Annotated in this window: 22 protein-coding genes and 1 riboswitch; of the genes, 9 read left to right on the top strand and 13 right to left on the bottom strand. The window is 43.3% G+C overall.

Translation table 11 applies throughout. The annotated features are described in order from the left end of the window. Positions 1-28 precede the first annotated feature (28 nt). A riboswitch (TPP riboswitch) is annotated at positions 29-152 on the bottom strand. A gap of 15 nt (positions 153-167) precedes the next feature. After that, positions 168-686 (bottom strand): AAA family ATPase, encoded by a 519-nt coding sequence (locus RIH33_RS12800; RefSeq protein ID WP_406651186.1) that lies wholly within the window; start codon positions 684-686, stop codon positions 168-170. After that, complete coding sequence (pnuC, locus tag RIH33_RS12795) at positions 683-1,282, bottom strand: nicotinamide riboside transporter PnuC (protein ID WP_406651185.1); 600 nt, start codon at positions 1,280-1,282, stop codon at positions 683-685. Before pnuC ends, RIH33_RS12800 begins: the two co-directional genes overlap by 4 nt. An 87-nt stretch (positions 1,283-1,369) precedes the next feature. Here pnuC and guaB point away from each other — a divergent pair, with 87 nt between their 5' ends. From guaB to RIH33_RS12755, 8 genes are all read left to right on the top strand, one after another. After that, a complete protein-coding gene (gene guaB / locus RIH33_RS12790) occupies positions 1,370-2,839 on the top strand; it encodes an IMP dehydrogenase (RefSeq protein WP_159582791.1) in 1,470 nt (489 codons plus the stop codon). Positions 2,840-2,921: 82 nt separating this feature from the next. Beyond that, on the top strand, positions 2,922-3,407 hold the full coding sequence (locus RIH33_RS12785) for a hypothetical protein (protein ID WP_406651184.1): 486 nt from the start codon (positions 2,922-2,924) through the stop codon (positions 3,405-3,407). Positions 3,408-4,150: 743 nt separating this feature from the next. After that, entirely contained in the window at positions 4,151-6,196 is a 2,046-nt protein-coding gene (locus RIH33_RS12780) for a SpoIIE family protein phosphatase (RefSeq protein ID WP_406651183.1), read from the top strand. Between the two features lie 5 nt (positions 6,197-6,201). Continuing rightward, positions 6,202-6,543, top strand: a complete 342-nt coding sequence (locus RIH33_RS12775; protein ID WP_406651182.1) for an STAS domain-containing protein — start codon at positions 6,202-6,204, stop codon at positions 6,541-6,543. Next, the gene (locus tag RIH33_RS12770) at positions 6,533-6,949 is read left to right on the top strand and encodes an ATP-binding protein (protein ID WP_406651181.1); all 417 of its coding nucleotides are present in this window, start codon (positions 6,533-6,535) and stop codon (positions 6,947-6,949) included. Before RIH33_RS12775 ends, RIH33_RS12770 begins: the two co-directional genes overlap by 11 nt. Continuing rightward, the gene (locus RIH33_RS12765; protein ID WP_406651180.1) at positions 6,946-7,800 is read left to right on the top strand and encodes a peptidyl-prolyl cis-trans isomerase; all 855 of its coding nucleotides are present in this window, start codon (positions 6,946-6,948) and stop codon (positions 7,798-7,800) included. Before RIH33_RS12770 ends, RIH33_RS12765 begins: the two co-directional genes overlap by 4 nt. Beyond that, positions 7,754-9,106 carry a peptidylprolyl isomerase gene (locus RIH33_RS12760; protein WP_406651179.1) on the top strand — a complete coding sequence of 451 codons (1,353 nt, stop codon included), beginning with the start codon at positions 7,754-7,756 and terminating at the stop codon, positions 9,104-9,106. The genes RIH33_RS12765 and RIH33_RS12760 overlap by 47 nt, the downstream gene beginning before the upstream one ends. 15 nt (positions 9,107-9,121) lie before the next feature. Next, a complete protein-coding gene (locus tag RIH33_RS12755) occupies positions 9,122-10,087 on the top strand; it encodes an AAA family ATPase (RefSeq protein WP_406651178.1) in 966 nt (321 codons plus the stop codon). Between the two features lie 12 nt (positions 10,088-10,099). On the opposite strand, the gene pheS is transcribed toward RIH33_RS12755, so the two are convergent. The 5 genes from pheS to gmd form a co-directional block, all read right to left on the bottom strand. Next, entirely contained in the window at positions 10,100-11,110 is a 1,011-nt protein-coding gene (gene pheS / locus RIH33_RS12750) for a phenylalanine--tRNA ligase subunit alpha (protein WP_406651177.1), read from the bottom strand. A 40-nt stretch (positions 11,111-11,150) separates the two neighbouring features. Next, the gene (locus RIH33_RS12745) at positions 11,151-12,254 is read right to left on the bottom strand and encodes an MraY family glycosyltransferase (RefSeq protein WP_406651176.1); all 1,104 of its coding nucleotides are present in this window, start codon (positions 12,252-12,254) and stop codon (positions 11,151-11,153) included. 106 nt (positions 12,255-12,360) lie between these two features. Then, complete coding sequence (locus RIH33_RS12740) at positions 12,361-13,746, bottom strand: undecaprenyl-phosphate glucose phosphotransferase (RefSeq protein WP_406651175.1); 1,386 nt, start codon at positions 13,744-13,746, stop codon at positions 12,361-12,363. Between the two features lie 56 nt (positions 13,747-13,802). After that, entirely contained in the window at positions 13,803-14,732 is a 930-nt protein-coding gene (locus RIH33_RS12735; protein ID WP_406651174.1) for a GDP-L-fucose synthase family protein, read from the bottom strand. A gap of 59 nt (positions 14,733-14,791) precedes the next feature. Beyond that, positions 14,792-15,904 (bottom strand): GDP-mannose 4,6-dehydratase, encoded by a 1,113-nt coding sequence (gmd, locus tag RIH33_RS12730; protein WP_406651173.1) that lies wholly within the window; start codon positions 15,902-15,904, stop codon positions 14,792-14,794. A gap of 188 nt (positions 15,905-16,092) precedes the next feature. Here gmd and glmS point away from each other — a divergent pair, with 188 nt between their 5' ends. Continuing rightward, the gene (gene glmS / locus RIH33_RS12725) at positions 16,093-17,937 is read left to right on the top strand and encodes a glutamine--fructose-6-phosphate transaminase (isomerizing) (RefSeq protein ID WP_406651171.1); all 1,845 of its coding nucleotides are present in this window, start codon (positions 16,093-16,095) and stop codon (positions 17,935-17,937) included. Positions 17,938-18,148: 211 nt separating this feature from the next. Here glmS and RIH33_RS12720 read toward each other — a convergent pair whose 3' ends face one another. From RIH33_RS12720 to RIH33_RS12695, 6 genes are all read right to left on the bottom strand, one after another. Next, positions 18,149-19,156 (bottom strand): NAD-dependent epimerase, encoded by a 1,008-nt coding sequence (locus RIH33_RS12720; RefSeq protein ID WP_406651170.1) that lies wholly within the window; start codon positions 19,154-19,156, stop codon positions 18,149-18,151. A 73-nt stretch (positions 19,157-19,229) separates the two neighbouring features. Continuing rightward, on the bottom strand, positions 19,230-19,598 hold the full coding sequence (locus tag RIH33_RS12715; RefSeq protein WP_406651169.1) for a cupin domain-containing protein: 369 nt from the start codon (positions 19,596-19,598) through the stop codon (positions 19,230-19,232). Next, positions 19,591-20,568, bottom strand: coding sequence for an NAD-dependent epimerase/dehydratase family protein (locus RIH33_RS12710; protein ID WP_406651168.1), 978 nt, complete (start codon positions 20,566-20,568; stop codon positions 19,591-19,593). The genes RIH33_RS12715 and RIH33_RS12710 overlap by 8 nt, the downstream gene beginning before the upstream one ends. Continuing rightward, a complete protein-coding gene (locus RIH33_RS12705; RefSeq protein ID WP_406651167.1) occupies positions 20,565-21,326 on the bottom strand; it encodes a WecB/TagA/CpsF family glycosyltransferase in 762 nt (253 codons plus the stop codon). The genes RIH33_RS12710 and RIH33_RS12705 overlap by 4 nt, the downstream gene beginning before the upstream one ends. Beyond that, the gene (locus tag RIH33_RS12700; protein ID WP_406651166.1) at positions 21,319-22,287 is read right to left on the bottom strand and encodes an NAD-dependent epimerase/dehydratase family protein; all 969 of its coding nucleotides are present in this window, start codon (positions 22,285-22,287) and stop codon (positions 21,319-21,321) included. Before RIH33_RS12700 ends, RIH33_RS12705 begins: the two co-directional genes overlap by 8 nt. Continuing rightward, the gene (locus tag RIH33_RS12695; RefSeq protein WP_406651165.1) at positions 22,284-23,441 is read right to left on the bottom strand and encodes a glycosyltransferase family 4 protein; all 1,158 of its coding nucleotides are present in this window, start codon (positions 23,439-23,441) and stop codon (positions 22,284-22,286) included. The genes RIH33_RS12700 and RIH33_RS12695 overlap by 4 nt, the downstream gene beginning before the upstream one ends. Between the last annotated feature and the right edge of the window lie 2 nt (positions 23,442-23,443).

Genomic DNA, 23,443 nt, shown 5'->3' with positions numbered 1-23,443 from the left:
TTAACCATACGGAAAGCGGGGAACTTCCCTACTGGTTTATCATACTTCCCTACGCCGGCATTATCCGGATCAGGTTATTTGGGTATGATCTCAGCCCGATAGATTCTTTTTATTGAATAAACAGAATCCGTAAGGCACCCCTTTGTAGCCGCAAACTTAGGCCAAAACTATTTGTTGAAGAAATCCTCGATTAAATCCTGAGCACATTTGACCCTTAAGTCCTCGATCCCCGATACAATGGCATAGGGCAATTGATGATCCCTGAGGTAAGCTTCATAAACATCAAAAAAGTGTTTTCTCAGCTTCGGGTGCTCTCGCTGAGGATCCGGCCGCCAGATCAAATCTATATTACCAAGCAGGTAAAAATCGTAATGTCGCTTTTCCAGCTCTGCCAGTATCCAGGGATCTGCCTCACCATACTTATGCTCACTCCAGACCTTCATCACAATCAGGTTGGTATCACAAAAGAGATACCCGTTGGCCTGCTCAGCCTTATCATCTTCCCAGACCATCTGACCCTGAGCAATATGCAGGAGGTCCTCCTTTTGATATTCACCTTCTAGCCGGTCAAGGTAAAAACGAGCATACTCCGGCACCCATTCTGTATCGTAAATCCGCGCCAGATGTTGGCACAATTCGCTTTTCCCTGTAGACTCGGGACCAATTATCGCTATCTTCCTGATCATGATTTAAGCAACGTTTTTCTCCATGAAAAATACCCCCAGGTGGCCAGCACTGTAAATATTAAAAACTGCAAAGCTGTAAAGGGCAACCCTTTGTACAAATAAAGCGGAATAGAAATAATGTCTGTGATGATCCAGGCGATCCAGTTCTCTATCTTCTTTTCGGCCATCAGCCACATGCCCACCAGCGCAAACGAAGTGGTAACAGCATCCCAGTTGGGTACATCACTATCGGTGAAGTAGACCAAAGCCGTCCTGATGGCAATAAAAGAAACAATGAAGAACAGAACACTCATCACATTCTGCTTCTTGCTATTGCTCGTCACAGGGATCTGTGGTCTATTCTCACTGTCTGTCCAATGATACCAGCCGTATACGCTCATCACAAAATAGTACCCATTTATCCCCGTGTCGGCATAGAGTTTATATTGGAGGGTGAGGTAGATATAAATCAGCACCGATACGATACCCGTAGGATATACCAAAATATTTTCCTGTTTGGAAAACCACACACTCAACAATCCAAAAAACACCGCTACAGCTTCCAGCCATGTGGTCTGATACATTTGATCCAGTAACTGGGAGAAAAATTCATTCATGCCTGTAAATTATAAATCACATTAAGTTTCGCAATCTCTATAAGACCAGTTAATTTTGCCCGGCAAATAATAACAAATATTGTTTGCATGAATCTCGACGATAAATTCCTCTTTGAAGCACTTACCTATGATGATGTGCTTCTGCTTCCAGGTTACTCTGAAATCCTCCCCAGAGATACCGATACCTCCACCAGAATTACCCGCAATATTAGGCTGAATATCCCACTTGTGTCTGCTGCGATGGACACCGTGACGGAAGCCGAACTGGCTATAGCCATGGCATTGGAAGGTGGTTTGGGCTTTATCCACAAAAACATGCCTGCCGATCAGCAAGCCGCCCAGGTACGCAAAGTAAAGCGATCTCAAAGTGGAATGATTCTAGATCCCATCACCCTTTCTCATGACAGTGTGGCCGGAGATGCGGAAAAGATCATGCGCGAAAATAAAATTGGAGGAATACCGGTCATCGACCAAAATAAAAAATTGATCGGGATCATCACCAACCGTGATTTGAGGTTTCAGAAAAACATGAAACGCCCGATCCGCGAGATTATGACCACAGAAAACCTTGTCACAGCGGAGGTGGAAGTGGGCCTGAAAGAGGCCGAGCAGATTCTGCAGGAGTACAAGATAGAAAAGCTACCCATCATTGATAAGGACGGCAAGCTCACAGGACTTATCACGTACAAGGATATCCTGAAAAACAAAGATCGTCCTAATGCCTGCAAGGACGAATACGGCCGACTGAGAGTAGGTGCGGCAGTGGGTGTGACACCCGATATGGTGGACCGAATCAAAGCCCTGGTGAATGCCGGTGTGGATGTGGTGAGCATTGACACTGCCCACGGCCACTCCAAAGGGGTAATCGACGCAGCCAAAAACGTAAAGAAAGCCTTCCCGGACCTGGAACTCATCGTGGGTAACATCGCTACTTATGAGGCAGCTGAAGCACTGGCTGCCGCTGGTGCTGATGCAGTGAAGGTAGGTGTGGGTCCCGGAAGTATCTGTACCACACGTGTGGTGGCCGGTGTAGGCGTGCCGCAGTTATCAGCAGTATATGAAGCTGCCAAAGCCCTGAAAGGAAAAGACCTGCCCATCATAGCCGATGGGGGTATTCGTTTCTCAGGCGACCTGGTGAAGGCCCTGGCAGGCGGTGCCAGTAGTGTGATGATTGGCTCACTGTTAGCAGGAACTGAAGAAGCACCGGGCGAAATGATCATCTACGAAGGACGAAAATTCAAAACTTACCGCGGAATGGGCTCAGTGGAGGCCATGGAAGACGGTTCCAAAGACCGATACTTTCAGGATGCCGAGGACGACATCAAAAAGCTGGTGCCCGAAGGCATAGTGGGCCGGGTGCCATACAAAGGCATGGTGTCAGAAGTGCTCTATCAACTCACCGGTGGTCTGAAAGCAGGAATGGGCTACTGTGGCGCAGGAACCATTGAACAATTACACAATGCCAAATTTGTGAAAATATCAGCTGCAGGTGTGGCAGAAAGCCACCCACATGACATCACCATTACCAGAGAAGCACCTAACTACAGCAGGAGATAAGCATTCAAGGAGTCATCGGACTCTATTGGGCAATGATAAAAACAGTTGCGTTTCAAACGCAGCTTTTTTTATCTTTAGCTCTATGTTCATAAGAAATGCTTTCTTTCTTATTGCTGGATTTCTATTGCTTAGTTGCAAAAGGGACTGCTGTGAGTCCATTCCAGATCGGCCTGAATTCAAGCTTGTGAATGCCGATGGCCAGGATTTACTGAATCCAGCCACACCAAATTCACTAGAAGCAAGTGATATAGAATTTTGGACGGTCAAGGGCGGCACTAAAATCCTCTTATCCACATCAATTCGTGAGCGAATAAGATTCGCTTCAGACACCAGTTTCCTGGTTACTTTCATTCGCGAAGATGGGAAAAATGCCTACATGAGCAATAATTCAGGTGCTTGGGAAGTATTCATTCAGTTTAGAAGTGAGGACATAGACACCATCACCTGGGTGACATCAGGAAATGGCGGAGCCATTTTCACCGACGAGGTTCGATATAATGGCAAAATTGTTGAAATGAAACTCAGTTCCCTGAAAGACTTCTATACGATTGAGAAGCACTTTGATTAGGGTTTGAGCGCTCTCAAGCCAACATGTAAACCAGCTATGAAAAAACTACAAGTAATCATTTTCACCTTAAATACCCTTTGTTATGGCCTGCTCTGAAGAGGAGGGCTCTATGCAGGCTACATTTCCTAAACTAAGGCTGGTGACTGACACTGGAGTTGACTTGCTGAATCCCGATAGTCCAGAATCCTATGACCAGAATCAAATTGAGGGTTGGACCATACAAAATGAATCCAAGGTCAGCGGGAAAATAGAAATTTGGCCAAGGGAGATAGCTGCGATGGATAGTTCTCTTTTTATATTAGGAGTTGATCTCTTTTATCAAGGGTCAATATATTGAAGATCCCGGCAACAAGGAGTTCTTTCTTAGGTTAACAGAATCGGATATTGATACAATCACCTGGGTAGTAGGTGGCACGAGTAGCTTTAACACCCGGACCTCAGAGGCGAAATATAATGGGCAAACAGTGGAACTTAGTTAACTTCAGGATTACTATGTAATCATAAAGGAGTGAACCGCAACCCTCGAAATTACCTGGCGTACTCTCCATAAAGGTCAAAATAAGGCTTAGGTTTCTAGAGGCCTTTTACCGCGCCAATAAATAGTCGTGACCATCCTTCCGGGTTTTTTATCACCATTTAAATAAGCCAACCGGCTGGAATCGTTAAAAAAAGTGAAAGCCGTCCATACATTATATGGATGGCTTTTTTATTAAGGGCCACCCCCGTATTTTTGCGGCACGCCGATGCTCTCCGAAAAACTCAAAATACGACTTAGCTTTTTAGCAGGCATCCTGTCATGGTTACTGTTTACGTTTTTTGATCTCTACCTCCTTTTTGTAGACCAATATCAGTTGAATGTAGACCTGTCGGCCATTTTGCCACAGATTTTCCTGACTACCCTGGTGCTCTCCACCTTGGCTTACTATCGCTACACCATCACCAAGGCAGACAGCATCAACTTCATAGATCTGCTTTGGCGGGTCTTCATTACAGGGTTGGTGACCACTATTGGATCGCTTTTCATCCGCCTGTTTTTCTATATTTTCGGCAATAGTACCATCAGTGAAAATCCATTCACGGTAAATTTCCTCTACAATATCCTGGTGGGCCTGGTAGTGATCTACCTGGTATCCACTTTTGTGGTTTGGAAACGGCTCATCCTTTATCAAAAATCAAAGAACCTAATCCAGCTCTGGGGGTTCTTCGAATACGCCCTGCTCGGGAGTCTGATTTTTGACCTGTTTGGCAACAAATTTCTCAGTGTCAACTTCAACACAGCGCTGATCTTTTTAGGTGGTTTGGGTATCATCCTTGCTTTTAACCTCAAGTGGATTGCCTACCTCAACTTCAGGCAGAAGTGGAAAAGCATCCTTTTCATCATTCTCTCAGGCATCTACCTGTACCATTTCCTGCTGAACCTGATGAATTTTTCAGAGACAGGGGCCCTCAATCTGGACTTGCTGGATCGGGCTTATTTTGTGTCGCTGTTCATCTTTATTATCTTGTATGCCGGCATTTCTATCCTGGTCACCCTCTTCAATCTGCCCACGTCGTCCGTTTTTGAGCGGAAGCTACAGGAGGCCATAGACTTTCAGAAGCTGAGCCAGTCCATTCCGGCAGGACAAAGTGCCGAGCAGACTTATGACATCCTTCTGGAGAGCTCTATGAGTGCTGTCTTTGCCGATGCCGCCTGGCTGGAAATCAATGGGGAAGAACCGATCCTGCTCACCCGAGGTGTCACCTCCTCTACAGTGAAAGACATTAAGGAAAGTGTGAAGCAGGATTTTATCAAGAAAATACTGAGTCATCAGGTCGCTCATGAGTTTGCTCCAAGCAAGGTTATCGGCACCCTCAATCATCCTGACTTCAAATCCATCATTGCTGTACCCGTCATGGTCAAGAGCGAGCAAATAGGCTCCCTGGCTTTGCTGCAGGAGGTAGGTGACGCCTTCAACCGGGAGATGGTAGACATCATCACCACTTTTGTAAACCAGGCCAGTATCTCCATTGAGAACTTCCACCTGATCAGGGAAGCACTTGACAATGAGCGGTACAAAGAACAATTGAAGATAGCCAAAGGTGTACAGAAGAGTCTGCTTCCTTCCGTACTGGAGCACAATGACTGTTTTGAGATAGAAGCCTATAGCATGGCCGCCGATGAGGTGGGGGGTGATTATTATGACATTATTGAGCCTTCTAAGGACGTTTTTAACCTCATTATCGGTGATGTGTCCGGCAAGGGCACCTCTGCAGCGTTCAATATGGCTCAGATGAGGGGCATTTTTCACAGTCTGGCTCAGGATGTAAGTACCCCAAAGGAGTTCATCACCAAGGCGAACACTGCTATAGGCCGTTGCCTGGAGAAAAACTCCTTCATTACCGCCATTTACTTTGTGATCCACACCCAGGAAAGAAAGTTCTGCTATGCCAGAGCGGGGCACTGCCCGGCCATGTATTATTCAGCTTCAACTGGAAATATCACCCTTTTGGAGAAAGAAGGGCTGGGACTGGGCATCCTGAGAAACTCGCAGTACAACGAATACGTTCAAGAAGAAACCATAAACTACCAGCCAGGTGACCTGTTGCTGCTGTATACAGATGGCATATCAGAAGCTAAAAATGAATACAAGAAGCAATATGGCGCGGATGGCCTGAAATCCTCACTGCACAACCACATTAATGCGCCTTTGGGTAAACTGAAAGATATGCTCATTAACGATCTGCTAAAATTTTTGAATGGGAACAAATTAGACGATGATTATACACTGACCATCGTCAGGTTTAAATAATAACTATGGTAGAAATAAACACACAGGCTGAGTCGGATTATCAACTCATAGAAGTAAAGGGCGACGTGGATGCCAGCTCATCGATAGAACTGGATAATGCTTTAAAATCTGCAGCTGAAAATTATACCAAAATACTCATCAACCTCAGCCGGCTGGAGTACATCTCTTCCGCCGGGTTGGGAGTGTTTATTTCTTACCTCGAGGAGCTCAAAACGAATAACATCAAGTTGGTCATTTATGGGCTTCAGGACAAGGTCAGAGAAGTCTTTGACATTCTGGGACTTCAGCATTTGATGAATATTACCACCAATAAGGAAGAAGCCCGGGAGCTTTTGAATGGAAAATAAGCTGACCATATCGTGTAGCAAGCAGAATCTTGCCAAGATCAGACAATTTGTTGCTGACATCCTACATCGGGAGGCAATCAAAGAAGTGGAGGCACATAAACTCGTCCTGGCTGTGGATGAGATTTGCGCCAACCTGATCATTCATTCCAACCATTGCAATCCCTCCCAAACCATTGAAGTTTACGTTGATTTTCAGCCGGCAGAGCAGGTCACTTTTGTTATCAGAGATCAGGGGATCAGTTTCAATCTGAGCACTTATGCTGAACCCTCTCTGGATGAGATCGTCTCTTCCAGAAGGAAAGGTGGCGTAGGCCTGATGCTCGTTAAGAGAATAATGGACAAAATAGAGTTCTCTACCGAGAAGAATTACAATATTTGCAGGCTGACTAAAAAGCTGAGTGAATGAAGTATGGCTGGATCATAATTTTGGCGTTTTCCTACGGGTGTGAGTTTTTCAAACCGAAAGAAACAGCCACAGAAGCACCCATTGCCAAGAGCATGGACAGCTACCTCTACCCTTCCGACCTGGATGGTCTTTTTCCTGCCAACATTTCCTCTGAAGACAGTACCAAACTGGCTGAGAAATACATAGAAGACTGGATCAAGAAGCAGCTAATGATTTCACGATCTTCACAAGCAGTAGATTTTAACGAAGCTGAAATTGAGCGCAAGGTGTTGGACTATCGCTACGCCCTCATGGTGCACTCATTCGAGAAAAAATACATTACTCAAAACCTGGATCGTGAGGTGAGTAGCGAGCAAGTACTCAACTACTACAATGGCAAAGCCGATAATTTTTTGCTTAAGCAGAACATTGTGAAATGCATCTTTGCTCAGGTTCCCAAAAACGCTCCTAACATTGCCCAGTTTCGTCGTAACTTCCGGGCTCATCCGGAAGGAAATCTGGAAGACCTCAAATCATATGTTTCCCAATTTGCTACTAAGTCATACCTGGAAGATACCACCTGGATCATTTTCGATGAGCTCATCCTGGGCACTCCACTGGAGACCCTTGAAAATAAGAATCAGTTCCTTTCGAAAAACAAGTACTCCGAAACTACCAATGAAGAATACATCTATTTTCTAAATATCTTCGATTTTAAAATTTCAGATGAGATTTCACCGTTAGAGTTTATCAGAGAAGACATTAAGAACATTATCATCAATAAGAGGAAAATTGCGCTGAAGAAGGAGCTAGAAGAAAAAATTTATGATGAATCAAAGCAACAACATCTGTTTGAAATATATCGCGATTAGCATTATACTGATCTTACCACTTATTACCCGCGCCCAAACTGAAGGCGTGGTGGTAGATAAGATCATTGCCAAAGTGGACAATTACATCATTCTCAAATCAGACCTTGAAAAGGCTTATCTGGATTACCTCTCCCGTGGTGAGTTTAGAGGGAGTACGGCCAAATGTAACATACTGGAGCAACTGGTGGTGAACAAAATGCTCGTAGCCAAAGCAGAAATTGACTCTGTGGAGGTGGCAGACGAAGAGGTAAGAAGCAACCTGGGTAGGAGAATGGAGTACATGATCTCCCAGATCGGCTCACAGGAAGAAATAGAGGCCTATTACAAGAAATCCATGGATCAGATAGAAGCCGACCTTTTCGACGACATTAAAGAGCAAATGGTGATCCAGCGGATGCAGCAGGAGATTACTACAGACCTGAAGGTATCTCCCGCAGAGGTGAAGCGATTCTTCGCCAAGATCCCCCAGGATAGCCTTCCGTTTTTTTCCACCGAAGTGGTAGTGGGGCAAATCGTAAAGCAACCAAAAGCCGGAACCAAGCAAAAGGAAGATGTGAAGAAGCTGATGTACGAAATCCGTGGAAGAGTTCTTCAGGGAGAATCTTTTGCAGCTCTGGCGAGACAATATTCCGAAGACCCGGGCTCGGCAGCCAGAGGTGGAGAACTTCCCTTTTACAAGCGGGGAGATTTGGCACCTGAGTTTGAAGCTACGGCCATGACCTTGAATGAAGGTGAGCTTTCCATGCCCATTGAAACTCAGTTTGGCTATCACCTGATAGAGCTCCAGCAAAAGCGGGGAAATACTTTCAAAACCCGGCACATACTTATCTCCCCCAAACCCTCCAATGAGGATGTAACCAAAGCCAGGACTTACCTGGACAGTCTGAGGACTGCCATTGTGAATGACAGTCTTACTTTTCAGGCTGCGGCCAAAGAATACTCCGATGATCAGCTCACTTCATCCAATGGAGGTTTTTTCCTGGATGACAATGAATCCAACAGGGTATCCGTGGATCAATTGGATCCCACCATATTTTTCACATTGGATACGATGGAGATTGGGAGTATCTCCAGGCCCCTGGAATTTCAGCAGCCCGATGGCTCCACCGCCTTCAGAATTCTGTATTATAAAAACAGATTGGCGCCCCATCAGGCCAACCTGAAGGATGACTATCAAAAAATAGCAGCGGCAACCCTCAATAATAAAAGAAATAAAATTTTATCCGAATGGTTTGATGATGCCCGGGATGAAGTTTACATTGATATCGATCCGGAATTCGATCACTGTAACCTCCTGGAGCAATAACCCAAAAATCTGAATATGTCTGAAATGGAGAATGAAGTAGAAGTGGCCAATGAATTGCATACCGCTTATCAGAAGCTGGAACAGGAAATCGGCAAAGTAGTGATCGGTCAGAAAGAAGTGGTCAGGTTACTCATCACTTCCATTTTCTGTGGCGGACATGCGCTACTTGTAGGGGTTCCCGGTCTGGCAAAGACCCTTTTGGTTCACACCATGGCTCAGTCCCTGGGACTGAATTTCAGCCGGATTCAATTTACCCCTGACCTCATGCCATCGGATGTGTTGGGTGCCGAAACCTTGGATCAGGAACGAAACTTCCGCTTCATCAAAGGGCCCATCTTTTCCAATGTCATCCTGGCAGATGAAATCAACAGGACGCCCCCAAAGACACAGTCTGCTCTCCTTGAAGCCATGCAGGAAGGTGCCGTGACTACAGGTGGCAATCACTACATACTGGACAAACCATTTTTCGTACTGGCCACGCAAAACCCTATTGAGCAGGAAGGTACTTATCCGCTCCCTGAAGCGCAGCTGGATCGATTCATGTTTATGATCAAGCTCAATTACCCCTCACTACAAGAGGAGCTGAGTATTATTAAGCAAACCACTTCGGGGGACGAGTATAGCGTAGGTGAAATTCTCACCAAGGAGCAAATTCTTAAGTTTCAGAAACTGGTGAGAAAAGTGCCCGTGGCAGACAATGTCTTTGAGTATGTGGTGAATCTGGTGCATAAAACCAGGCCCTTCACAGAAAACTCAGATCCCATCAGTGATGAATACCTGGAATGGGGAGCAGGGCCTCGGGCCAGCCAGTTTTTAATTCTGGCCGCCAAATGCAATGCCCTCCTCAAAGGAAAGTACTCACCGGATATCGAAGATGTACGCGAGGTGGCCAAGCCGGTGCTTGTTCACAGAATTGTGAAAAACTTCAAGGCTGAAGCTGAAGGTAAAACGGAAGAAACCATCATTGATCAGCTGTTATAAGGCCACAGAGCGCTAAAACTGTTTCAAAAATCTCAGGTCATTTTCTGAAAAGAGCCTGATATCGTCGATCTGGTACTTTAACATGGTGATTCGCTCAATCCCCATACCGAAGGCAAATCCGCTGTACTCCTTCGGATCTATACCACAGCTTTCCAACACATTTGGGTCCACCATTCCAGAACCACCAATCTCAACCCATCCTGTGTGCTTGCAGATTTTGCAGCCATCACCCTTGCAGATGAAACAACTAATGTCAATTTCGGCACTGGGCTCTGTAAATGGGAAAAATGATGGCCGAAAACGAATCTGGGTGTCCTCCCCAAATAACTCCTTGGCGAAATGGTAAAGCGTCTGCTTCAAATCCTTAAAAGACACATCCTTGTCCACATACAAACCCTCCACCTGATTGAAAAAGCAATGGGCACGGGCTGAAATGGCCTCATTTCTGAATACCCTGCCGGGCATGATGGATCGGAATGGTGGCTTGCCATGTTCCATCAACCGAATCTGTACGTTAGAGGTATGTGTCCTCAGTAAAATATCTGGGTTCTTGGAGATAAAATAAGTGTCCTGCATCTCTCTTGCAGGATGATTTTCGGGAAAATTAAGCGCCGTGAAGTTATGAAAGTCATCCTCTATTTCAGGTCCTTCTTTCACACTGAACCCTTGCCGCTCAAAGATTTGAATAATCCTGTTTTTAACTTTGGATAAAGGGTGTACCGAACCCTCTTCCACTATAGGGGGTAGTGTCACATCCAGGTCGTGCTCAGCATTATCACCCGCTGAACCATTCACCTGATCGATCAACTCCTGAAATTTCTCCTGAGCCTTTTGCTTGAGTACATTCAGCTCGCCACCAATCTCCCTTTTTTGTTCATTCGGAACCTTCTTAAATTCTTCAAAAAGCTCTGTCAACACTCCTTTCCGGCTGATAAACCTCAACCTGAACTGTTCGAGTTCCTCCTTATTTTTGGCAATGGCTTTATCTATGGCCTCTATGTACGTCCCGATCTTCTCTTTCATCTTTTCTAGCTATCGGGCAAAAATAATAAAGAGAACCTTCTTAAGCAGACTTAGAAATATAAAGATCAGTTGATTTAGTTGACACGGAAGTGATCTTGCCCAGGTGTCCCTTTCGCTTCAGCTTATATCCCAGGGTGATGGTCACCCCCAGACACATGGCTGTAATGATCAACATAAGCGAGCCGTTTCCCAAATAAGGATCGAGCAGCAGGGCCATGAAGAGAATAAGCAAATTAAATAGTCCCAAAAAGACCGTGGTCTGAGCATGATTCATTCCCAGCTTTAGAAGTCCATGATGTAAGTGGTTCCGATCGGGGTCCAATGGGTTCTTTCCATTGCTAAATCGAATGGTAAAAACCCTAACCGTATCAAATATGGGAAGGATCAAGGCCGCAATACAGACGGACACACTAGAGGTTATTTCAAAATACCCAAGATTTATCCCGGGAGCTACGTTGATAAACATGATGGCCAGTGATGAGATGATAAAACCCAGAATCATCGAGCCCGTGTCCCCCATAAACACGCGAGAAGGATTCCAGTTGTACAGCAGGAAAGCAAACAACGACCCCACTACAGACAGGCAGAGCACAGAATATGCATAGTACCCCCCGGTAAGGAAAACCCAACCGAAAAAAGACAGTATCAGTATTCCGATGCTACCGGCCAGGCCATCAATCCCATCAATCAAATTAAAACTATTGGTAAGCCCCACCAACACAAAAATGGTAAACGGAATACTAAACCATTCTGGCATCTCGCCGATTCCAAACATCCCATAGAAGCCTGTAAGTCGTATATCCGAAAAGTAAACGACTAAAAATGCAGCAAACACCTGCGCCAAAAGCTTATGCTTTGCCATGAGACTGGAGATATCATCCCTGATACCCATAAAGAATATAATGATCAGACCAAACAAGAAAAATTTGAGCGTTGCCAATTCTGCCAAAGGAACGGCCATAAAAACAGCAACCATAAACCCCATAAAGATTCCAATGCCCCCGAGAGCGGGAGTTGATACCCTGTGAATTTTTCTTCTGTCAGGCGCATCTAACAAATCCACAGACCTGCTTACCTTAATAATGATGGGCAGCAGGATAAAGGTGACAATGAAGGCGGCGATAATAGAAATGATGATAGACATTTAACCAGCTTTAAACCTAGCATCTAAAGTATAAAAATAAACAGATTTAATATTCTTATTTCGATAAAGTGAGAAATAAACTAGTTGGGGGTGTTAATACTTACGTTTAGTAAGCGTTCTCACTGCCTCTCATAATAGAGATCACGGTAAGCAGAATTATCTTGAAGTCCAGTACCAGGGACCAATTTTTTACATAAAACCGGTCCAAACGAACCCGCCCGCTCATGTCACTAAATACAGAGGTCTCCCCTCTGAAGCCTTTAGCCTGTGCTAACCCGGTAATACCCGGCTTCACTGCATGACGCTGGATAAAGCGATCAATCTTTGGCTGAAATTGCTCATTGAGCTTGATCGGGTGAGGTCTAGGGCCCACTACAGACATATCTCCCAAAAAGACATTGATAAACTGGGGAAGTTCGTCAATACTCGTCTTTCTCAAAATAGCACCAATTTTTGTGATCCGGGGGTCATCCTTAGTGGCTTGTTTGGAGTCGGCCTCATTGTTCACAACCATCGTTCTGAACTTCCAGCACAGGAAAGGATGATTATCTCTGCCGTTTCTATGCTGCTTAAAAAACACCGGACCCGGAGACTCCATTTTAATCAGCAGGGAGATGATGGGTATGAGCCAGGAAAAGATAAAGATCATCACCAACGAACTGAAAATGATGTCGAACGCACGTTTGATCACCTGATTAGCCATACTGTCCAGAGGTATTGCTCCCACATTAATTACAGGAATATCCCCGTACTTCTGGATGCTCAGGCTCTTATTTCCCAATCGGCTAAACTGGGAGATGATCTTGATTTTGATCAAATTGTTCTCAGCAAAATCAATCAGTTTCTTTATTTCTTTGTCATACAGCCGGGGTAGGCAACAAAAAATCACATCCACGGAGTGCTTCCCCACATAACTCTTCAGCTCATTGACCATACCTAAATATCGCCCTCGGGCCTCTTCAGGGTTGTTGTCAAAATATCCCAAAAACTTATACCCAATCCCCGGATTATAGCGGAAATATCGCTCCAAGTCCGTAGCCAACTCACCATACCCAACAATAACCACATTTCTTAGGTTATATCCCTTACGTCTGTAATAGCGGATAAAATAATGCCAAACAGATCTCCAGAAAATCAGGAGTAAAGTGAAAACCAGATAGGTGATGAACAGGTGCTGCCGAGAATAATAGAAGGGTTTAGCCACAAACCACAAGGCAAAAACAACCGAAAGGTTAATCACCAGCCCCGTCAAAACCTTATTGAGGTGATCGATCAACCTGAATTCACGACTGATTTCATGTAGCTTGGTAGAGAAAAAAATCATTAACCACGCCAGGTTCAGAACCACCTGGAGGGTTAGATAACTCTCATTGGTATAGAGAAATCCCCCGAACCGCTCGTAGTTAGCCGAAAATATTCCCAGATTCAGGCAAGCCAGATCCGCGAGTAGAAAGAGAACAGGGAAATATTTGGAAAAACGATGCTCCGACATATTTTAAAAATATGAACGGCAAATATAAAGATTATTACAAAAGCAGTAGCAAAATTTCACCAAAGTGATTTATCCACATCCGCATATACTTTTCTGATACCTTCTGCCAGTGAGATTTTCGGTGCCCAGCCAAGTGCCCCTAGCTTCGAACTATCCATGAGCTTTCTTGGGGTACCATTCGGTTTCGTATCATCAAAAATCAGGTCACCACTGAAGCCGACCACATCCTTCACCATCAAAGCCAGGTCTTTAATTGACAAGTCCTCTCCAAACCCTACGTTGATGGTCTTCTCGCTGCTATAATGGTTCATCAGAAAGAGACATGCCTCGGCCAGATCATCCACATGCAAAAATTCACGAAGGGGTGATCCTGTACCCCAAATAGAGACCTCCGGAGTGCTGGTCACCTTGGCCATATGGAATTTGCGAATGAGCGCCGGCAAAACATGAGAATTGGCCAGGTCATAATTGTCATTGGGTCCATAGAGGTTCGTAGGCATGGCGCTGATAAAATCGACTCCATACTGTGATCGGTAGGTCTCACAAAGCTTGATTCCCGCTATCTTGGCAATGGCATAAGGCTCATTAGTCTCTTCCAATGGCCCCGTCAATAGAGTATCCTCCTGAATAGGCTGGGTGGCCATTTTAGGGTAAATACATGAACTACCCAGGAAAAGGAGTTTTTTCACACCATTCACATAAGACTGGTGGATCACATTGGCCTCTATCATGAGGTTTTCATAAAGAAATTGCCCCCGATAAATATTGTTAGCATTAATGCCTCCCACCTTGGCTGCTGCCAGGAAGACATAATCCGGCTTTTCGTGTGCAAAAAATTCCTCCACATCAGCCTGACTGGTAAGGTTCAACTCTGAAGAAGTTTTGTACACCAAATTAGTAAATCCTTCCTCCAGAAGTTTTCTAACGATGGCGGATCCCACCATCCCCCGATGGCCGGCAATGTATATTTTAGCGTCTTTTTCCATATTCAACGGAATATTTATTCCTTTAGAAGAGAATGATTGGTGATTGTGGCTTGACCTGACTACTCAGCCTGCTTCAAAATATCGTGACCACCTTCCAACAAGTACTTGTCTTTCTCGAAAAGCTTCAGGTCGCTTTCCATCATCTCCTGCACAAGTGCCTTCAGATCATATTCAGGCTTCCATCCTAATTTTTCATTCGCTTTGGTCGGGTCACCAATCAGTAAATCCACTTCTGTAGGTCGGAAATACTTGGGGTCGATGCGAATTACTTCCTGACCAACTTTGAAGGCATAATCAGGATTGGATGAGGTCTTCACATAACCAATTTCATCAACTCCTTCCCCTTTAAAGGCTATTTCCACCCCCACTTCCGCAAAGGCCATTCGAAGAAAATCCCGAATCGTGGTAGTCACACCCGTTGCCAATACAAAATCTTCAGGTTTGTCCTGCTGAAGAATTAGCCACATACCGCGCACATAGTCCTTGGCATGGCCCCAGTCCCGCTTCGAATCCAGATTGCCCATAAATACTTTTCTCTGAAGGCCCAAAGCCATTTTGGCAACCGCCCGGGTGATCTTTCTCGTGACAAAGGTCTCTCCCCTCAACGGAGACTCATGATTGAAGAGGATGCCATTACAGGCATACATGTTGTAAGCCTCCCTGTAGTTAACAGTAATCCAGTAGGCATAAAGCTTGGCAACTCCATAAGGAGATCTTGGATAAAAGGGTGTCGTTTCCTTTTGTGGAACCTCCTGTACCAGACCATAAAGCTCCGAAGTGGAGGCTTGATATATTTTTGTCCTTTCTGTCAATCCCAGCAAACGAACGGCCTCCAAAAGCCGCATAGTCCCAAGCCCATCAACGTCAGCCACATATTCAGGAGTCTCAAAGCTCACTCTTACGTGGGACATGGCTCCCAGATTATAAATCTCATCAGGCTGAATCTCCTGAATCAATCGGGTCAGGTTCATGGAATCTGTCAGGTCTCCATAATGCAGAAACAACCTTGCATCGGGTCTATGTGGATCCTGATATAAATGATCAATTCGGTCTGTATTAAATGAAGAAGCCCTTCTTTTCACCCCATGAACTTCGTATCCTTTTTCCAATAGCAGCTCGGATAGATACGCTCCATCTTGTCCTGTGATTCCTGTTATAAGTGCTTTTTTCATCCTGGTAAAGATAGCCAAATCGTAAAATAATGCGTTTCAAATACTCCGATGAACTTTTCAAAAAACCAGACGCTAAAGAAATCAACTACTTCTTAACTCCCATGATATTGAAGAATATATATAATTTTTAGTCACTAGTGCACTTTCATTACTTTTGTCCTGAAATAAAAATAATTTTATACTGGTATATGTGTGGCATAGTAGCTTATAAAGGATCGGGTCATTCAATTGAAGTAATCCTTAAGGGCCTAAAAAGATTAGAATACAGAGGGTACGACAGTGCAGGGATAGCTGGATTTGAACAGGGCAAATTAGCATGTTGCAAGAAACAGGGTAAAGTTTCTGAGCTTGAAAACAAGATATTGGAGGATCAATTCTCTTTTGACCATGGCGTTGGTATTGGCCATACACGCTGGGCAACCCATGGCGAGCCGAATGACACAAATGCCCATCCTCATATGTCTCAAGACAGAAGCCTGGCCATTATTCACAATGGAATCATAGAGAATTATGGATCGTTAAAAAAAGAACTTGAGATCAACGGATATGAATTTGAAAGTGATACTGATACGGAAGTACTTGTCAATTTTATTCATTTCATAAGAAAATCAGAAAACTTAACCACTGAAGAGGCTTTTAGGTTAGCCCTTAAGCGGGTAGTGGGTGCATATGCCGTTGTTATGCTTTCTTGCGCCGATCCAGACCACCTCTTTGCGGCCCGGAAAGGAAGTCCGATGGTAATCGGTATCAATCAGGATGAATATTTCATTGCTTCGGATGCCACCCCGATTGTTGAATACACCAATGAAGTAATTTATCTCAAGGAATCTGAAATTGCGGTTATTTCTTCGGGTGGGTATACGATAAAGAACCTCGATAATGCGGTTCAGGATCCACGGGTTCAATTGATCGATATGGAACTGGAAGCAATCGAAAAGAGTGGGTATGATCATTTCATGCAGAAAGAAATATTCGAACAGCCAGAATCAATTGCCAACTGCATGCGAGGACGCCTGATTCTGGAAAAAGGTGAGTTAGTACTGGGTGGAATAAATGAATATAGTCAATCACTTATTCATGCCAAGAAAATTACGTTGCTGGGGTGTGGAACTTCGTGGCATGCCGGATTAGTCGCTGAGTATCTATTTGAGGACATCTGTAGAATTCCAGTGGAAGTGGAATATGCTTCTGAGTTCAGATACAGAAACCCAATCATAAATGAGGGAGATGTATTCATAGCGATCTCTCAATCTGGAGAAACGGCTGATACTTTGGCAGCAATAGAATTAGCTAAATCAAAAGGGGCCATTGTTTTCGGTGTGGTCAATGTGGTAGGTTCATCAATAGCGCGTGAAACTCATGAGGGCGCCTATTTGCACGCAGGCCCAGAGATTGGCGTTGCTTCCACGAAAGCGTTCACAGCTCAGGTCACTGTTTTATCTATGATTGCCATTAAAATGGGACTCATTCGAGGGACTATTTCTCAATCTCAGTTTCATCTGCTAATTGCTGAACTGAATCAGATCCCCAAAAAAGTAGCTAAAGCGCTTAAAAGCAACGAACAAATAGAAGCACTGGCTGAAATTTACAAAGACGCTCAAAACTTTCTCTACCTGGGCAGGGGTAACAATTTTCCAGTTGCCCTGGAAGGGGCACTTAAGCTCAAGGAAATTTCTTACATCCATGCCGAAGGATACCCTGCCGCAGAAATGAAACATGGACCAATTGCATTGATTGATGAAGACATGCCTGTTGTCTTCATAGCAACACAGGATGACTCTTACGAGAAGATTGTTTCCAACATTCAGGAGGTCAAATCCAGAAAAGGCAAAGTAATTGCCATAGTAACTGAGGGCGACACCTTGGCATCTTCGATGGCAGATTATAGCATTGAGATACCAAAATCACACTATGTCGTTACCCCATTGCTCTCAGTCATTCCGCTCCAACTTCTTTCCTACTATGTTGCTCTGAAGAGAGGGTGCAATGTGGACCAGCCAAGAAACTTGGCTAAAAGTGTGACAGTGGAGTAAAGTGGGAAGTGGTATTTTTTTTGATAGTAGCCCCCTCTTTATGCAGGGTTTTAGATCTTCCCCTAAAGGACGTCTTTGACTCTTTGAGGGTTTCACGATTTCGGTCACTGTAATTCTTCCTTTTATTTTAATTGTTCTAAAAACACAATTCTTGTCGTTCTTCAAACAATACTGTTTTTAGGGAAATTTACCGAACACAGTTATCAGTATCTTAAACTCGTTTAGAACGGTAATCTTGATACCATTTAACAAAGCTACCTACTCCTTCATCAATTGATGTTCTTGGCGAGAAGTCTATCTCTCTAACCAAGTCTGATACATCTGCAAATGTGTCCTTCACATCCCCTGGCTGCATAGGCACAAAGCTTTTTCGAGCCTTTTTCCCCAAATGTCTTTCCAAAGCATCTACATATTCCATTAAGGTGACTGGATTGTGTGACCCTATGTTGAATATTCTATAAGGAGCAATTTTGGATTGAGCAGCAGATTCTTCAAGACCTTTAGAAGGAACTTTAGGCATAAGCCGTACCATGCTCTCTACAACATCGTCCACGTAGGTGAAGTCACGCCTCATATCCCCATTATTGTAGATATCGATGGTTTCATCCTTTACAATTTTCTCAGCAAACTTAAAGAGCGCCATGTCCGGCCGACCCCAAGGGCCATAAACAGTAAAGAAGCGAAGACCTGTGGAGGGTATACCATATAGATGCGAGTAGGTATGAGCCATGAGCTCATTGGATTTCTTAGTGGCCGCATACAAGGAAACAGGGTAATCCACATGATCGTCAGTAGAAAAGGGTAGCTTTTCGTTTCCTCCATATACTGAGCTGGAAGAAGCATAGATAAAATGTTTTACCGGATTGGCCCTGATAGCTTCCTGAATATTGTGAAAACCTACGATATTGGTTGAAATGTAAACATCTGGATTTGTAATGGAATAACGAACTCCCGCCTGAGCAGCCAGATGAATAACTAAATCAAACTGATGCTGCTCAAATATTTTCAATAAATGCACTTTATCTGCCAAATCATATCTATAAAACTGAAATTCTGGGAATTCTTGAAGCCTAGAAAGCCTGTCCTCTTTAAGCACCGGATCATAATAATCATTCAGATTGTCTATTCCCACTACCCAATATCCGTCTTTTAAAAGCCTCATTGTAAGATGGAAGCCAATGAAGCCTGCTGCCCCCGTTACTAGAATTTTTTCCTTCATATTAGCTATGTTGATGACTTAAGTAGGTTAATCGTTTTGTGAAATAGATGGCAGACTAAAATTTTCAGACAGATCAATCTAATTTCGAAGTGTAATTATTTGTTGCGATCCCGAAATAAACGAACTCAAGGTTTTCCGTACCATCGTTCCGTAAATCATGAGGTATGTTCGGGGGTATTCTTAAAAAGGTGCCAGGTTTAATCCTGACAAGTTCCCCGCCAACCTTATACATACCAAACCCAGAAATGAAGTAAAAGCACTCCATCATAGTAGGATGTACATGGTTCTCGCATCTCTCCCCCGGTTTGAATATCCCATATGCGAACTGGGTCATGGCCGAACCTGTGTCTTCGTAGGTTAGGAAAACCTTCTTAAAACCAGAAAGGTGAGCAGTTGACTCACCTTTCATATCTTCCAAATAGGCAAAAATCTTTCTAGGCATTCTGAAGGTCTCTCTTGGCGACTTGTTCAGAAATCCATTTATAAGTTACCTCAGTACTTTCTCTAAGGGTCATTTGAGGTTCCCATCCTAACTTTTCTCTAATTAATTTATTGTCAGAGTTTCTACCTGCCACACCCCTTGGTCCCTCAATATTCTTAATGCTCAAATTTTTCCCAGAAATATCAATAATCACCTTTGCATAATCATTAATAGAGATCATCTCTTCAGAACCAATATTTACTGGCCCAGCGAAATCAGATTCCATTAATCTGCGTACACCTACTACACACTCATCTACCAAAAGGAAGGAGCGGGTCTGCTTACCATCACCCCATACCTCAATCACTCCACCATCTGGTGTCTCAGCTACTTTCCTACACAAGGCTGCTGGAGCTTTCTCTCTCCCGCCATCCCATGTTCCCAAGGGACCAAAAATATTGTGGAACCGTGCTATTTTCACATCAATCCCATGATTTCTAGCGTAAGTCAGATACAGACGCTCGCTAAATAATTTTTCCCACCCGTATTCACTATCCGGAGCTGCAGGATAGGCACTATCCTCACTACATTTGGGATTGTCGGGATCCATTTGGTTGTATTCTGGATACATACACGCTGAAGATGAGTAAAAAATCTTCTTTATTCCCTTATTCCTAACTTCTTCCAATACATTCAAATTACATAGTGCTGAATTGTGCATAATGTCAGAGTCATTATCACCTGTAAAAACAAAGCCAGCACCTCCCATATCTGCAGCCAATTGATACACTTCATCTAAATCATTGCTTACCACCTCTGATACTACCTTAATATCACGTAAATCCCCAATTACAAACTCATCCGCATTGTTATTGCCGTACTCATTTTCCTTTAAGTCTACTCCTCGTACCCAATAACCTTCTTTTTTTAACCGGTTTACCAAATGACCGCCAATAAACCCTCCGGCTCCACAAACTAATGCTTTTTTCATGATTCTTTTTTGTAAAATTTACCAATAACGAATTCCGCAAAGTTATAATAAATGAACAAAGGGACAATCTCAAAATACCGTTTCCACAAGCGCTTTGGTTCCATAAACAGACGAAAACACCATTCCATTCCCATTTTTTGTATCCAGCTCGGGGCTTGTCTGACATTTCCTATATGAAAATCAAATGCAGCCCCTACACAGATGATAAATTTCACTCGGGTATGTTTTGACAGATGAAAAGCAAACTGTTCCTGCTTGGGTGTGCTCAAACCAATCCAAACGATATCTGCATTGCTTTCTTTAATAATTTGAGAGATCTCATCATAATCATATTCATCCACGGATTTAAACGGAGGACAATGAGTTCCTACAATATTATAATTGCTGAATTTCATTTCACAGGCATCCTTTAGCCTGTCAGCCACACCTTCCTTACCTCCACAAAAGAAGTGTTTCATTTGCGTAGAAGCCGATTCGACCATAACCTCTTCAAAAAAATCAGGACCGTAACATCGCTGCATCTTATGGGCACCTTTCATTCTACCCACCCACACACCAGGCATCCCGTCTGGAAGGTTTAGGTAAAAGGATTCCAGAATGGATTTGAACTTGGGCCTTTTCTTAGCATAGACTAATCCATGAGCACCAGTAGCACTAACAAGCTTATTGTTATTGTGAAGTGTAGATTCGTTCAGAACAAGTCTAGTGGCTGACTCAATATTCTCTGCAAAAAGAGGAATCCCTAATATCCTAATCATAAATTTCAACTTTCAACCACTCAGATGTCTTATTAACTCCCTCCTGAAGGCTCACCTTTGGGTTTCCAACTTCCTTGAAAGTTTTCTCCATAGGTGCAGGGTTGCTGGTGGTCATACTTCTATACCTACTAGTTGTAATTGGGAACTTAATCCCAAAAAATTTTAATACATCACCAATAAGACCCAACAGGTAGACCAGTTGTTTTGGAACCGTCCTGACTTCTCTCCCTTTAAGTGCCAAAGAGAATGCATTGACCCAATCATACAAAGCAACAGGCTCATCACCCACATAAAAAACTTCTCCATTTAACTTTTCAGCATTGCTAATGAAATGAATCACCTGCTCACAAATGTTTTCTACGTAACCGTATGACCTCACAACCCCTCGGTTGTTCGGATGTATGTATTTGCCTTCGTAAAGGACCTTCCAAAACTCCTGAGGATACCTAAGGTGCCACTTTCCCCATACATTGGTGGGTCGAACAATAATCCAATTAAATTCATACTTATTTTCCAGCAACAGTTTTTCGGAAACAATTTTTGACTCACCATAAACCGTGTGTGGCCTGTAGGCAAAAAAGTCTTTCAAAGGAAAATCATACTGATTAACAAATTGAGTAGAGGTATGGATTAGTGTTTTAACTGATTTCGTATTACTGGCTATTTCAAAGACATTTTGGGACCCTTGTGTATTTACTTCATAATCCTTCAACACTAAATTTGGTTCACAACTTGTCTCAGCAGCAAAGTGAATAACACAATTTGGCTGGTGCTTTTCAAATATAGATTCCAACTTCTCTTTGTTGAGGATATCGCATTCTTCCCAAGCCGAATGCGAAAAATTCACTTTAGGTTTGACTATATCAACATTTATCAATTGATAATTAGGATAATGGGTGCCAATAAACTCATGAATATTTGTACCAATAAACCCAGATCCCCCAGTAATAAGTACCTTCATTGTATTAATCTCTTATATACCCCCGTTAATTGATTATAGAAGTTCTCAAACTCAAATTTCTCTTCGAATCTCCTTCTACCATTAATCCCCATATTCACTCTCAAATCTTCTGAATTAATCAATTTATTAAGTGCCTCTGCTAACCTAATATGATCACCAGGTGGCACTTTAAAGCCAGTAACATTCTCTTCGATTTGCTCTATAGTCCCACCAATTGATGTGCCTATTACAGGTTTTCCAAGTGCCATAGATTCGATTACTACACCTCCGAAAGGCTCCGGCAAGCACGAAGTTAAAACAGATATATCCAATGCTTTATAAGCTGCCTTGATGTCATCCACTCCACCAGTAAAAATTACTTTCTCTCCCACTCCATTTTCTTTAGCCATTTTTTCTAGAATACGAAGGTGCTCATCATTACCAGGGAAGACATCTCCTATTATAAGGAATCTCAAACGTTCATTATCATTCAATATTTTTGCCGCTCTTATTAAAACTTCTTGACCTTTTCTTTGCAATTTCACTCGACCGACAACTCCTATGTTTAAAGTATTTTTTAAACCCCATGTATCTCTGAAACGATCAACTCTATCTTCGGTAACCCCCTCAAACTCCTCTTTAGGAAAACCATTGTATAATACCCTTACTTTCTGTGCCCCTTTAGCTAAATCAAATTGCTCAGCAATTGGAGTTGATACAGATAGAATTACATCGGCGTATTTCAGCATGAACCTTCGAAAAAACAACCACATAATTCCAAACTCCTTAAATGATTCACGGATATGCCACACATGAGGTATCTTCCTTTTTGAAGCTACATAAGCGGCAGTAAGAATCAAGGCTACATTCGTATGAACTATATCGGGCTTTTCTTCATTAATCAAGGCGTTAAACTCTTTAGCTGATCGAAAACAATCCTTTACGAACATTAAAAATGACTTGAAGCTTTTGATAGTTTGTCGATCAATACATGCCAAATTTGGCATGATTTGTACGGGCACATTTTTAGCCTTAAGTTCTTTAACCAAAGGCCCATCTTCTTTTAAAATCACTCTTACCTGATGGTTATCGATAACTAACCTACTGGATAGTCGAAGAAGCGACCTACTTGCTCCATACAAATCTGCCATGGAATGCACCAATATAATTCTCATGG

The sequence above is a fragment of the Marinoscillum sp. genome, assembly GCF_040222955.1.
In the GTDB taxonomy this organism is placed as follows: Bacteria; Bacteroidota; Bacteroidia; order Cytophagales; family Cyclobacteriaceae; genus Marinoscillum.
The sequence above is the reverse complement of the archived record's forward strand: the minus strand, read 5'-3'. Positions and strand labels throughout refer to the sequence as shown.